This window comes from Bacteroides sp. AF39-11AC, from assembly GCF_003474285.1.
GTDB lineage: Bacteria > Bacteroidota > Bacteroidia > Bacteroidales > Bacteroidaceae > Bacteroides.
In genome coordinates, this window is record NZ_QROH01000004.1 from 464,628 (window position 1) to 480,030 (window position 15,403).

Genomic DNA, 15,403 nt, shown 5'->3' on the forward strand with positions numbered 1-15,403 from the left:
ATTACTTTACCGTTATACTCTTTATTATTGCAGTTGACATTTTAGTATTCTCTTTTTACCATTGATTCCCACTTCAAGTTCTATTCCGTTTTTGGCTTTTGCTTTAAATTCAGCCGAGATATCAACTTTTCTATTTATATCTTTGATAGGATATATTACAGTTATATACCTCACTGTTTCTTCATTTGTTTTTTCAACATTAAATGCAAAAGCAGGGCGCTTCGTACGATGGCGATAGGATGTGGAGTACCAACCTTCTTCCTCTTCCATCTTTATTTCTTTATTTGCGAAACACTGCAATGCTACATTGCTGTCGCCTTTGTAGACGGTAGTTAATTTCTTATTTTGAAAATCGATGTTTACTTTTCCATCACAGAGTTGGTAGTGCAAATTTATAGTTCCTTGTGCTGTTCCTATAGCTTCATCTACAATAACAAAATAAGAATTGTCTATGAAGAATATATAACGCCGGTGTTTTAGTTCCTTATAACTCGGATTCTCTGTCACCAGTACTTGTATATCACCATCTGCTTTCCATAGTTTGGTTACAGACTGCGTGCCCTCTAAATTTTGGTTATTTAATGTCAGTGTGTTATGTACGGCTGTTTGTCGGAACCAATTACGGAGTTTCGCTACTTCTTCATCGCCGCCATATACGTATGAGCCTGAATCCGGGAACAAATGCTTGCCGTTAAACCACAATTCGAAGGTGCCATTATCGGGTTGGCAATGCCATTCTCCCTTTGGACCGGCTTTTATCATCATTATTGTGGCATCTTTATCCCACCCGTTACGAAATGTGAAAAAGCCGGAAGTGAGAAAGCCTTTAGATAAATTATCCGGTACCTTGCCTTCCTTCCCCAGAGTAGCAAAATAGCGTATTTGTTCATTGTCAGGGAATAATTTAGTCCAATTCCGGAATCTGTTCCATGTGCTTTCCCGGCTGGCATCGCTGAAGCATGGGTACGTATAATCAGGGAAATTAAGATTCAGAAAAAAGACAATCATTCTCTCTACAGTTTTGATATATGATTGTGGAAATTCATTGTGGAATCCATTGGATTCTGCCATAAATAATGCTTTCTGAAATATATCGATGCAAGCGGCATGGTACCCCAAGTCTAATTCATACTGTCCTCCATCCTCGTATACTTGTTTCTCTATTTCTCTATTCAAAATCTTGATGCCACTTTCTCTCCATGAAACGGCTTCTTTAAATTCGGGGAAGAATACACCTGCATAAATCATGCGTTGCGCTTCGAATAACAGATGGTTTCCTTCTGCTGAATAGTTATGAAGTACATGAAAGGCGTGACACCGGTAGTTCACGAGAAATTCCGTCAGAAAGTCTGCTGTAAATGAAGGTGATGAAAGAAAAAGTGTAAATTGGTTGATCTGGTCTGCCAGACGGTGGCTTGTCTCTAAGGGTCGCCAGGCAAATCGCACATTTTCTGTTATACCTTTGGTCTTGCTATGGCTTAGTATCTCATACTCTTGTGTATCAATTTCGAGTAAGGGATTCTTTTGAATCCAGTCTCTATATTGATAAACCCATTCTTTGGCATATTTTTCGTCTTTACTTAAATAATATGCTTTTCCCATGGGGATAAACCACTTATGGCGGTGCAATTGCCAGCGTAGTTCATTATCTTTCACCGGCCAGTATTGCCAATTGATGCTTTTCCCATAATTGAAAGGCTCGTAACCATCGTGTACATAAAATGTATGTTCTAATGCTTTATCTGCCCATTCTTGCTCTTGTTTGCTGATGGTAATGCTATCAAGATTAATGGTGGGATTAATTATTCTTTTGCGATTCTGGTAATATTTTAGAAGGGCTTTTGCAGCATCTTCCTTGTTTCCTTCATTATATAGTTGATTTACCTCTTCCAATCCCGGGTAGCTTAAGTCCAGCAAAGTAAATACATCTTCATTCAGTGATTGTGCCCATACCGTATTGGTAAAAAAACACAGATAAAAGCAGAGTATTATGGTAGGCAGCTTTTTCATTGTATATTGTTTATAATGAATATATCTATCTTCTTGTGAGATGAAAGAGAGAGGAATAAATTGAATATAATACTACAAAATATTCCTCTCATACATTCTCATAAAAGCATCAAAAGGATTGAACTTATTATTCTCCTATTGGGAAAATATATTTTTCATATTGGAGAAAATAAAAACGCCCATTTATGCTACTTTTATTTTCTAAACGTCACTTAATATCCCGGATTCTGTTTTAATAACGGATTAGAAGTCATTTCTTGTTCCGGAATCGGGAATAAGTAACAATCTTTCGTAAATTGAAGTGCGATGTTGGAAAATGCCGGCCAACCATCACGCCCAGGTGTCCAGTATTCTTTCAGTTCACTAACCAGAATGTCCCAACGTGCCATATCAAACATCATATGTCCCCACTCGAAACCTAACTCACGAAAGCGTTCCTGTTGTAGATATTTCATTAGATTTTCTTTATTACCTGCAATATCTACGCCTTGAACAGTACCGATTTGTTCAACAGACGGCATTTTAACCCTATTCCTTACTCTGTTGATTAATGAAACAGCTTTGGACAAATCATTTTCATGGATACAAGTTTCTGCATATAGTAAAAGAACATCTGCATAGCGCATCACAATCATATTCATTGGGCTATAGCCACCCTTTCCTCCAAGTTTCCCAACAATGTACTTTACTACACAATGATTACTGGTTTTAGAATATCTGCTCTTGAAGTTTGCGTTGTTCTGCCCCGTCTTCTGTATAAACTCATCAACGGTAGGGGAATCTTCATACCAAATTGTGTATTTTAAACGAGGATCTCTGATTTCGTAAGGTGCAGTGGCATTAAATTGCGGATCCTTTGATTCATAGTTGTAATTGAATATAGGACCGGGAGTAGCACCTGTACGGTCAATATATGTGCTGGCTACTTTATACCCATTAAGAGTCTCAAATAAGTCACAGTAATATTCAGTTGGTTCCAGGTAACCAAATCCTCCTGTGAAATTCATATTCGCTTCGGCAGGTGGATTTATAAAGTCCATGAAGCGATTCATTGCATATTGTCCTGTGGCAGCAGGGCGGGATGGATCATATTGAATTTCATAAATGGATTCTATTCCATTTTCACCATCTGGCCAGAATTGATCATAATAATGAGGAGTTAAGTCATAATCGGGATTTTGTACATCAACCAATGCTGCAAACTCTTTTTTGGCATCTGCCCATCTTTCTTCATATACGTATACTTTCCCTAAAAATGCTTGAGCAGCACCTTTGGAAGCGCGTCCCAAGTTAGCTGTGCCGCGATACTCTTTAACAGAGGGCAGCAATTGTTTTGCCTTCTCAAAATCTGCAATAATCTGAGTGATGACTTCTGACTTTGGAGTTCTGGGCTTTAAAACTTGGTCATAACTAACCTGTGGTTCTGTGAATAAGGGTACATCTCCAAATAAAGTAACCAAAGTGAAATAAGCATATCCACGTATAAAATAAGCTTCTCCCAATGTTCTATCGAACACCTGCTGGCTAACGTTAGCAGGCTTTTCTGTATTAGTAAGAATATTGTTGGCGCATGCGATTCCTTTGTACATGTTTTGCCAACACTGGCGGGTGAAATCCAGGCTGGAAGAAACCATAGGGAGGCGTCCGTTGTATGGATTGAACACACCGCAACGACTGGTTGCCGTTTCTCCTGCAAAAGGAGTAATTCCATCTATCATCGGAAAAAACTCTGAGGGATATCCGGTCATGACCGAATACATGCCATTGGCTGCTGCTGCAAAATCATCATCAGTTTTGAAGAATGTACCTGCAGTCAATTGATTCTGAGGATAAGTTGTCAGGAAATCTTCGCAAGAAGACAAGAATATACTTGCTACTATTCCTATTAATAAATATATCTTTTTCATATTTCTCTATATTTTTATGTTTGGAGATGATTGACATTAAAATTTCAATGAAAGTCCCATTGATACAGATTTACTTACCGGATAGTATCTCACAGTGCCATCTTGTTGGGTATTGGTGGTTTCCGGATCGAATCCTATATATTTGGTAAACAAGAAGGGATTTACTGCATTAAAGAAAATGCGTAGGTTGCTAATTCTCATCTTCTGTGTAAAACTTTGGGGTAAAGTATAGCCTATCTGAATATTCTTTATGCGGAAGAAACTGGTATTTTGCAATACCTTTTTGTGTCCTTCCGGGGCGTTGGTGCCGAGGCCTGTCATTGCAGGATATTTGCCGGAAACAGTAACATTGCCATCTTCTCCAACAATGGTACGATTGTCGAAATATTCTTTATAGATGTTACAGAATCTGGGGCTGATTCCACCATAGCTGTTGTCATAATAGACACATTTTTTTGATTCTCCACTCGTTGCTACAGACAGGTCGATGCCTTGCCATTCTGCCGTCAGGTTAATTCCATATACTAATTTTGGGTCACGGCTACCAAGGAAGGTTTTGTCTTCTGTATCTATTTTGTCATCTTTATTGGTGTTTTGGATGATATAGTTACCCGGACGAATGTCGCCATTCGGTTTTACACTGTTATTAACTTCATCCCAGTTTTGATAAATGCCTATTGTTTTATAGCCAAAATAAGAATTGATAGGATACCCTTCTTTAATCCAAAGATCATTTTCTATTTGGAATGGAGCTACACCTCCCATATTTGTTACTTCATTTTTATTGTGTGCAAGGTTGATAGATATGGCATAATGGAATTTCTTAATAATGTCATTCCAACTTGCGCTGATTTCCCATCCGCGATTCATTACTTCACCAACATTGATGACGGGGCCATTTAAATATCCTGTAGAATAAGGTATGGTAGCAGTAAACAGCATGTCTTTTGTACGTTTGTCATACCAGTCAAATGTAAAGTTCAGCCTATTGTTCAATACTGTCGCATCAACGCCTATATTGGTAGTGGTAGTGCTTTCCCATTTGATATCCTTATTGCTCATGTCTGTCTGGTAATAAGCAGGGGATATCGCATTTGGGGTTCCTAAAGGATAACGGTCGGTCAATTTGTAACTACTTACCCATGCAAACGACTTGATATTGGCATTTCCCAGTGTACCATAACCTATTCTTAACTTTAAATTGTTTAGCCAGGATATATCTTTCATAAACTCTTCTTCACTGATGCGCCATCCGGCTGATACAGAAGGGAATGTACCCCATTGGTTTCCCGGCGCAAATACTGATGAACCATCTCTCCGGATATTGGCCTGGAAGAGATATTTACCCATATAGTCATAATTCACCTGTCCGAAAAGAGAAACTACGGTATTTTCTGTCATGTTACCATTTAAATAATCAATGGTGTTGCCGGCATCAATTACCCGTAACTCGTTGCCGGGAAAACCTGTTTTCTTACCGGAAAGATTCCCTGATTTAGCCTTTTCTGCTGTAAATCCGACAAGCACTCCTAAAGTATGTTTTTTTGCAAATACTTTGTTATAAGTAAGCAGCTCTTGTATCTCCCATTTTTGACTGTCTGAATAGTTGCTGGTAGCTTCAGCATTAGTTTCAGTGGCATAAATGCTTTCAGGGGTTTCATAATCATACACTGTATAACTTGAGTGCCAATAATTTTTTTTGCTCCATATATACTGTTGATTATAAACAGATTTAAATTTCAATCCTTTTAGAATTTCCCATTCCAGAAAAAAGTTTGCCCGCGTGGTGAAAGTATTACCTTCAATCATTCTTACATAGTTTGGATCGCTGAGATACATCATGGACAAAGGCATTGCTTGTGATGCATCATACTGTCCGGGCAGACTGCGAAGGGGCAGTCCGTATGAACCATCAGGCATATATTGTGGAACGCTCGGATGCATGAGTAAAGCGTTTTTAGAATAATGATAGATATCCTCACGGCTATCAGTATTGGCGACGCTGGCTTCTATATTGACTCCTATTTTGAATTTCTTATTGAAGGCATAATCAAAATTAGAACGGAAATTGAAACGGTCATAATCTGTCAGATGAATGACTCCTTCTTGTTTGATATATCCGGCTGAGATAGCATATTTTGCCTTTTCAGTACCACCTTTCATGGAAAGATAGTAGTTTTGTATAGGAGCATCATTCTTATAAGCATAATCCCACCAGTTGAAGCCTTTGCCGAGAGTTTCAGGTGCGTGGTTACCACTCCAGGGCAGAGTCTGATTGCTCCATATGGCTTCTTCATTCTGCTTTATTGCCATTTCTGTAGCATTTAGCACATTTGGCATGTGAGAAACGCTTTGCCAGCCATATTCAGCGGAAACTTCTACTTGCATAGCTCCTGTTTTGCCTCTTTTAGTGGTGATGAGGATAACACCGTTGGCAGCTTTTGAACCGTAAATAGCTGCTGATGCCGCATCTTTCAGAACCGATATGGTTTCGATATCTCCCATGGCAATGTTATCCAATGTACCCTCAAAACCATCAACGATAACCAATGGTTGTGTTCCTGACATGACTGAGCCTATACCTCGCACTTGGATTTTAGATGCCGAACCGGGAGCGCCGTCTCCCGCCGTGATTTGCACGCCTGGTAGTTTCCCCTGCAATGCTTGTGCAGAACTGGTTGCTGTAATTTTAGTCAATTCTTCACCATTAACGGAGGATATGGCACCGGTTAAATTCACCTTCTTCTGTGCGATATATCCTGTTACGACTACTTCATCCAGTATTTCTGTGTCTTCTTTTAAAATGACGGAGAATTCATTTTTACCCTCTACAGATATTTCTTGCGTAATATATCCGATGAATGAAATGACGAGAACTCCTTTTTTAGGGGCATCAAAACTAAATTCGCCATTTATGTCGGTAATGGCTCCAATTGTCGTTCCTTTAATAGAAACATTAGCACCGGTTATAGGGCCTTGGCTGTCTCTTACAACACCTGATATCTTTTTATTCTGCAAGATATTCTCAATAGAGGTCCGCCCTGTTGATGCTATTGCATCATTTGCCTTAGTTTGTACCGGAAAGCAACAAGCACAAGCTAGTAACGAAAGCATGAGCATTCGTTTGGTGTAAAATCTTCTTTTGTCCATAATTTTTTAGTGTTAATTTATGTATTAGAAATTAGTGTTATCTTTTATTGTGCCTTATTGAAACAAAAAACCAATGATTCTTCTTTTATATCTTTGGGGAGTGTGATTCTTGTTTTTCCGTTTCTACAGATATACTTCATCTGTTTTCCGTTTTGTAGCAGCGTGATTTTACCGATGGGGATGTTACCTTCCCATTCTATATATTCAGGAAGCTTTTCATTTTCAGGGAGTGCATAAATTGCATACAATGTTTTTCCGTTTTTATTGGCTGTAAACCAGATGTTTCCAAAATGATAGTTAGGTGTTGTGCGTGTATCATAGATGGCTTTACCATTCTTACGGAGCCATTCGCCTACTTTTTCTAAGCGTTGATATACGACGTCATCGATATTACCTTCTCCGTCGGGACCTACATTCAATAGAAGACATCCCCCTTTGGCAACCACTTCAGCCAGAGTGTTTATTACCCATTCTGAAGTTTTGTATTTTGGATTAGGATTCCATCCCCAGGTGTTACTAAATGTTATGCAACTTTCCCATGGGAAATTTTGCTGCTCTTGTGGAATTGCTTGTTCTGGAGTTTGGTAATTTTCATTTTTACCGGGAATGGTTCTATCAACGGTAATTAATCCGGGTTGTTTTTTGCGAGCATTATGCACTATTTCATCTAACTTAATGTCTTGTTGAGGTTTTCTTACCCATCCGCCATCTAACCAAAGAATATCGATTCTTCCGTAGTCAGACATTAACTCATCAATTTGATTGGCAGTATATTCTTGATATTTAGCCCATTTTTCCGGATATTTCTTAAGATCGTAATTGGGATTGCGTGTAGGGGTTGCAAAAAACGGATCCCAATAATTCTCATTGTGCCAGTCTGGTTTTGAAAAATAAGCTCCGATCATGAAACCTGATTTGCGAAAAGCTTCAAAGACATGGTAGGTAATATTGCTATATTTTCCTTTTTTATAAGGTCCTTTAGTGACAGTATAGTCTGTATATTTGGAGTCGAACATACAGAAACCATCATGGTGTTTAGTAGTGAAAATCAAATATCTGAATCCGACTTTCTTCATAAATGTAGCCCATTCGGTTGGCTCAAAACGGCTTGGCTTGAAGGATTCAGATAGTCCCCAATACCATTTCTTAAATTCACAATAGGTACTTCCCGGACGTGCCTCTCTGCGACGGTCAGTAAACCATCGGTCTTCTGAACATAATGCCCATGATTCTGCAATGCCGGGAACCGAATATATTCCCCAGTGGAACATAATGCCAAGCTTTGAATCTTGCCACTTTTCTATCTTCTCTAATACGGATGGATCTGTAGGCCATTCGTATTCTTTGGAGGTTTCGTGGATAAAAGTTTGCTCTTTAGAGACCAAATCGTTTTGACCATTCACAATAAGTGATAAATTGATCCCGATTAATAAGGTTAATAGTTTTTTCATTGTATCGTTTTAATGGAGTTATTATTAATGCTTTTCATTATTCCTGCTTTTTTGTTTGATGTAAAGGTAGGGTGTGTTTTTTTATATTCGCTTTACTCTTGTAGAAACGACTTGAGGTATTGTATAGAATGCTTTTATTTTTGTTGAAGTAGCTTTCGTTTTTGTGTAATATATACTTAAATAGCCTGTAAACAGGCTATTTAAGTGGAAAAATGAAGTGGATTTTCAATTTCTTTTTTAGGTTTGGCTGTGATTGCTTTTGCCGTTTTTCCCATATTCTGATGGCAGGCAACCAAAATATTTCTTGAAACTTGTAGCAAAGTAGGAAGGTACATAACCAACCATGCTACTAATTTCAGACACTGTATATTTCCCTTCTTTCAGCAATTTACAAGCATAATTGAATCGCATCTTGCGAATAAATTCATTGGTCGATTCACCAGTCAATGCCTTCATTTTAAGGTGAAGGTTGGAACGGCTCATACACATCTCACGGGCGAATTCGTCTGTTGTAAATTCGGCATCATCCATGTGCTTTTCCATAACTTCAACCGCTTTTTTTAATAAATCTTCGTCTAATGGGTTGAGTGCTATTTTTTCGGGCTCGATTTCTAAAGATTTGGAGTAGTATTCTATAGCGCGGTGCCGTGTCCGGAATAAATTCTTTATTTTAGTCGTAATCATAACTAACGAAAACGGTTTGGGTATATAGTCATCTGCTCCTACTTGTAAACCTTCCAATTGTTCTTTAAAATCAGTCTTGGCAGAAAGAATAATGACGAGGATATGGCAAGTACGCAAATTTTGTTTAATGAGTTTGCATAGTTGTATTCCATCCATGACGGGCATCATTATATCGGTCAAAACAAGGTCTACTTCTTGTTCTTTTATTATAGCTATTGCTTCTTCTCCATTTTGAGCTTTTAGGATTTGGTAATTTTTACCTAACTCGTCGCTCAAGTATTGTAGAATATCGATATTGTCCTCCACGATCAATATGCTTTCTTTATTATTTTTATTCGTCTCAGTTATGTCTTCTTTTTCTTGTATGTTTTCTGTATCTGTAATGTACATATCTTGATTATTGGTTGTATGAACTTCAGTTTCTTGTTCTGTGGCTTTTTCTTCAGGTTTATAGACAGACTCGTCTGTTGGTAAAAATACAGAAAAAACACTCCCAACACCCTCTTGGCTTTCCAGTTCAATCCTTCCATGATGCAAATCTACTAATCGCTGTACTATGGATAAGCCAATACCGCTGCCCAGATGTTCGTTATCTACTTGGTAGAAACGCTCAAAAATTCGTCCTTGTTTGTCGTTAGGTATACCACTTCCAGTGTCTTTCACCTGAAGTAATAACATATCATTCTCCTCTTTCAGTTTTATAATGATGCTTTTTCCTTCCCCGGTGTATTTAAAAGCATTGGAAAGCAGATTGTTGGTTATTAGTTCCAGATAGCTGGGGTCACAGAGGATGTTTTGTCCTTCTACTTCAGAGTAGAAGTTATAGTCTATTTTTTTATATTGGGCCATTTTCTTGTAAAAGAGAAAGCTCTCTTCAATAGTTTGGTGAATAATATTGTATTTAACTTTAAGGTTAAATACGCCTAATTCAGCACGTCGGTAATCCATTAGTTGGTTTACTAGGTGCAGCAATCGATTCGTGTTTCGTTGTATATGTTCTAGCTGCTTATGTATCCAGCGGTCGTTCACCTTATCCATAATTTCTTGTAGAGGAGCAAGGATTAGGGTGAGTGGAGTACGTAACTCGTGTGAGATGTTGATAAAGAAACGTAGCTTCATTTCGTTTACTTCCTTTTGTTTCTCTTTGTCCATGCGTTCCATTTGGAGCTGCATCTTCATATTTTTCCGCATCCAGAAATATCGGAGGATGAAGGTGAAAATCATTATAAGCGCAAATACAAATAGTAAGATAGCCCACCACGTCTTATACCATACAGGTAGAATTATAATCTTCAGTTGGGTTGGTTTCTCATTCCATTTTCCGTTGTTATTGGAAGCTTTTACGAGAAAATGATAAGTACCGTGTGGTAGATTCGAGTAAGAGGCTGTACGCAATATATCTGAGTAATACCATTCTTTATCGTACCCATCCAATTTGTATGCAAATGTGTTATGATTGCCGGAAATATAATTTGAAACAACAAATTCCAGTGAAAATACTGATTGGGCAGCTGTTAATGTAATGCTTTCCGTGATATTGATATTTTTTTGTAATATACCGGAATCGTCGCCGGGAAGGATGGTTTTATTGAAAAGTCGTAATCGTTTGATGACAACTGGGGGAGTATAGGGGTTATCTATTAATTGATCTGGATGAAAGGTGGTAATGCCATTGATTCCTCCGAAGTACATTTCTCCATTTTCAGTGTGGCAGAAGGAATTGTTTGTGAATTGGTTACCCTGCAATCCGTCGTTGTCTGTATAATTCTTGATTTTTTCTGTTTGCGGTTGGAAGCGACTCAATCCTTTGTTAGTACTTATCCAGAGTTCTCCATAAGAGTCTTCCAGAACTCCGTGGACTATATTGTTAGGAAGTCCGTTGGCTGTGGTGTATTGCTTGAATTCTTTCTTATTTATATCAAAGCGGTATAAACCACTTCGGGTACTTATCCAAAAAAGGCCATTGTGGGACTCGTATATACTGTTGATAAAATTGTGATTGGCAGAAGAACCTTCAGGTAATAATGGAATACTTTTTAGTTCATTATCTGTTTCAATATAAGTACTGATTCCTTTTTCACCGCAGAACCACAAGCGTTGTTCGCTGTCACGGAAAATGGTAGTGATATGATTCGTTTTTATTGGCTTTTTATCTTGGTCGGTGGCGTAAGTTGTGAATGTCTTTTTGTGTGGGTTGAAGCGTACAATAGAGTCAAGTGTACTTATCCAAAGGTCTCCATTGCTAGCCGGTACTATGGAATATGCGTGCTTTATGTTGGAATTGTACGTTTCAATATGTTTCGAATGACGGTGTAGAATGCTGAGCCCTCCGGCATGTGTGCCAATATAAACCAAATTTTTAATTTCGTCTATATAGATTGCTTTTATATCATTTGATCTCAATCCATCTTTTTGTGTATAATGAGTAAAGGTGTTTGTATGTTTGTCGTAGTGATTCACACCTCCACTGTTAGTACCAATCCAGAGCCCTTTTTGTTTATCTTCTATGATACATGTGATTACATTGTCATTTAATGAATTTCGCTCAGACATATATCGTATATTTTGGAAACAACTTTTGAGAGGATGATAGTAGTTCAGTCCTCCAAAGTAGGTACCTACCCACATGCCTCCTTGAGAATCCATAAAGATGCTACGAACAGAGGTTTGTGATAAGCTTGTTTGTTTTTGTAGGTCTCGATCATAGGTGGTGAAAGTATCTTTTTCTTCGTTGTAAATATTGAGTGCGGTAAAAGTCCCTACCCATAATTGATTTTGCTGATCAGTGGCAAGTACACGTACATAATCAGAACTGAGTTGATGTTCTCCTCCTTTACGGTATATGTTGGTTACTAATGTTTGTGGATTGATCCGGAAAAGTCCTTTACCTTCTGTTGCTACCCATAGACATGTAGAAGATTGTTGCAGAATAGCTAATATTTCCGTTTCCCTTAATTGTGGGATGGGGAAAGATTTTAATGTATTGCCGGATATGGAATAAATAAATACGCCTTGCCGTGGAGTGCCGATGTAGACATTATCCCCTTCTCTTTTGAGGCACGTGGAGGAGAGTGATACAAGGGACGTTGGAAGTTTGTCAACACTAAATGAATGGCTTTCTGTATTAAAAAGAAATATCCCTTTTTCAGTACATACAAGCAACTCTTCTGAATTTATTTCTTCAATATCAATTATAGGTACCTGTTCACCTTTAACCGGATAGAAGTTCACAAAATGATCTCTGCCGGAAGCATAAAGCGAAAGTCCTTCTTCGGTTCCTGCCCAAAGTCTTTTTTTACTATCTATTTTGAGGGTTCGTACGATGTCTCCTGATATACTGGCCGCATAATTTTCATTATGCTGATATACAGTAAAAGTATATCCATCGTATTTGTTTAAACCGTCGTAGGTGGCGAACCACATGTTTCCTCGATCATCTTGTTCTATGTCAAGTATTGTACTTTGTGATAATCCTTGTTCAAGTCCAATATGGACAAAGTTTATTGTATTTGGGAGTTGAGCATATGTGGAAAATGCTGATAAAAAGAAAATGAAATATAGAAAAAGTTTTGTCATAATATGAGATTATAAGGGAACATCGTGAAACAAAGATATGAATAATTGGGAAAATGCCAATCGAACGGCTAGAAATAAAACAAATACATAATGCGCTGTTAATATTAGTAATTGGTATAACATTTTCTCATGATTTTATTTATAAGTGAAACAATTACGTTTTTTACGATATTTCATGTACTACAAAATATTGATTTTTCAGTTATAAAAGTATGCATAAAGGTGGAATTTTGTGTTTGGAATCGTTTTATGATTTTTAAATTATGGGTATTTTGATTCTAATATTGTTGAAAGTTCTTTGGGTTTTGTTGAAAGTGAAGCGAAATAAGGCTTATGGGAGTTGTTGGTTACTCTTAAAATGTGATATGGGCTTATATTGGAAGATAAAGAATATCTCAATGCCAATTCTTTTATCATTCTTCCCTTTTTTGTACCTTTGCTCCGTTAAAAAAATAATGAATGATAGTTTGTATTGCTGAAAAGCCCTCTGTGGCACGTGACATTGCTGATGTATTAGGAGCGAAAGATAGAAGAGACGGCTATATCGAAGGAAACGGATACCAGGTGACCTGGACATTCGGTCACCTTTGTACACTCAAGGAACCGCACGAATATACTCCGAACTGGAAATCTTGGAGCTTGGGAAGCTTGCCCATGATACCGCCGCGTTTCGGAATAAAACTGATCAGTAACCCTACTTATGAAAAGCAATTCCATACGATAGAGACTCTTATGCAGAAAGCCGACATGATCATAAACTGTGGTGATGCCGGGCAGGAAGGAGAGTTAATTCAGCGTTGGGTGATGCAGAAAGCCGGTGCACACTGTCCGGTAAAACGGCTGTGGATTTCTTCTTTGACGGAAGAAGCTATTCGGGAAGGTTTTGCCAAATTGAAAGATCAGAAAGAATTCCAGCCGCTTTATGAAGCAGGATTATCTCGTGCTATCGGTGACTGGTTGCTGGGAATGAATGCTACACGACTTTATACCATGAAGTATGGGCAGAACAAACAAGTTCTCTCTATCGGCCGTGTGCAGACACCTACATTAGCGTTGATTGTAAACCGGCAGTTGGAAATAGAGAACTTTGTGCCCAAGCAGTATTGGGAATTGAAGACAGTGTATCGGGATACGACATTCTCTGCTATCATCAGGAAGAGCGAAGAAGAATTGGTTCTGGAAGCTGAAAAGAATAAGGAGGCAATTGCTGCCGGGAAGAAACCCAAAAAGGAAGAAGAGAATAGAGGTATTGATCCTATTGCCAACCAGGAACAGGGTATGGCACTGCTGGAACAGATCAGGAATTCTCCTTTTACGATTACGGATGTAACCAAGAAAGAAGGAAAAGAAGCTCCCCCCCGTTTGTTTGACTTGACTTCCTTACAGGTAGAATGTAATAAGAAGTTTGCTTATTCTGCCGATGAAACTTTGAAAATCATTCAGTCATTATATGAAAAGAAAGTGGCTACCTATCCTCGTGTAGATACCACCTTTCTGAGTGATGACATTTATCCGAAATGTCCGGGTATCTTGAAAGGTTTGCGTGATTATTCAACATTCACGACCCCTTTGGATGGGACCACTTTATTGAAATCGAAGAAGGTATTCGATAATTCAAAGGTAACAGATCACCATGCCATTATTCCTACCGGACAATATCCGCAGAACCTGACAGACATGGAACGCCGTGTATTCGACTTGATAGCCCGTCGGTTTATAGCAGTATTCTATCCTGATTGTAAGTTTGCTACTACTACTGTACTGGGTGTCGTGGAAGAAATAGAATTCAAGACTACCGGAAAGCAGATTTTGGAACCGGGTTGGAGAGTTATATTCGGAACTCCAGGTACACAGTCACAGGAAGAAAAAGATCCGGGAGATGAAGAAAATGTATTGCCGGCCTTTGTGAAAGGTGAAAGCGGTCCTCATGTACCCGATTTATATGAGAAATGGACACAGCCTCCCCGTCCTTATACTGAAGCTACTTTGCTGCGTGCTATGGAAACGGCGGGTAAGTTGGTGGATAACGATGAATTGCGGGATGCATTGAAGGAGAATGGAATCGGTCGTCCATCCACACGTGCTGCTATTATTGAGACTTTATTTAAACGTAATTATATCCGTAAAGAGAAGAAGAATCTGATAGCTACGCCTACAGGAGTCGAGCTAATTCAGATTATCCATGAAGAGTTATTGAAATCTGCCGAACTGACGGGTATCTGGGAAAAGAAACTTCGTGAGATCGAGAAGAAGACCTATAATGCTGCACAATTCCTTGAGGAACTGAAACAGATGGTTTCTGAGGTTGTGATGAGTGTACTTTCGGATAATAGCAATCGTCATATTACTATTGTGCAGGCGGTGCAGGAAGCATCCGGTGGTAGTAAGAAGCAAGGTGGAAAGGCGGTAAAAGAGAAAGATACTACCAAGCCTAAACGCCAAAGCAAACCGCGCAAGAAGGTTGTGGAAACAAATGCTGCTGACACTTCTCAAATACAATCTATTGAGGGCCAAACTTGCCCATTGTGTGGCAAAGGAACCGTGATCAAGGGGAAAAAGGCTTATGGTTGCTCGGAGTGGAAGAACGGATGTACTTTCCGTAAACCATTTGAATAAATGATGGTC

6 protein-coding genes are annotated in these 15,403 nt (G+C 38.6%); 1 reads left to right on the forward strand and 5 read right to left on the reverse strand.

Annotation, left to right across the window (positions count from 1 at the left end):
- Positions 1-24: 24 nt before the first annotated feature.
- The 5 genes from hepC to DW036_RS10265 form a co-directional block, all read right to left on the reverse strand.
- Positions 25-2,010 (reverse strand): heparin-sulfate lyase HepC, encoded by a 1,986-nt coding sequence (gene hepC, locus DW036_RS10245; protein ID WP_118463887.1) that lies wholly within the window; start codon positions 2,008-2,010, stop codon positions 25-27.
- A 212-nt stretch (positions 2,011-2,222) separates the two neighbouring features.
- Positions 2,223-3,917, reverse strand: a complete 1,695-nt coding sequence (locus DW036_RS10250) for a RagB/SusD family nutrient uptake outer membrane protein (RefSeq protein WP_118463890.1) — start codon at positions 3,915-3,917, stop codon at positions 2,223-2,225.
- Between the two features lie 36 nt (positions 3,918-3,953).
- On the reverse strand, positions 3,954-7,067 hold the full coding sequence (locus tag DW036_RS10255; protein WP_118463893.1) for a TonB-dependent receptor: 3,114 nt from the start codon (positions 7,065-7,067) through the stop codon (positions 3,954-3,956).
- A gap of 44 nt (positions 7,068-7,111) precedes the next feature.
- Positions 7,112-8,518, reverse strand: coding sequence for an alpha-L-fucosidase (locus DW036_RS10260; protein ID WP_118463896.1), 1,407 nt, complete (start codon positions 8,516-8,518; stop codon positions 7,112-7,114).
- A 237-nt stretch (positions 8,519-8,755) separates the two neighbouring features.
- Entirely contained in the window at positions 8,756-12,778 is a 4,023-nt protein-coding gene (locus DW036_RS10265) for a hybrid sensor histidine kinase/response regulator transcription factor (RefSeq protein ID WP_118463899.1), read from the reverse strand.
- Positions 12,779-13,237: 459 nt separating this feature from the next.
- Here DW036_RS10265 and DW036_RS10270 point away from each other — a divergent pair, with 459 nt between their 5' ends.
- The gene (locus DW036_RS10270) at positions 13,238-15,394 is read left to right on the forward strand and encodes a DNA topoisomerase 3 (protein WP_118463902.1); all 2,157 of its coding nucleotides are present in this window, start codon (positions 13,238-13,240) and stop codon (positions 15,392-15,394) included.
- The last annotated feature ends 9 nt before the right edge of the window (positions 15,395-15,403 follow it).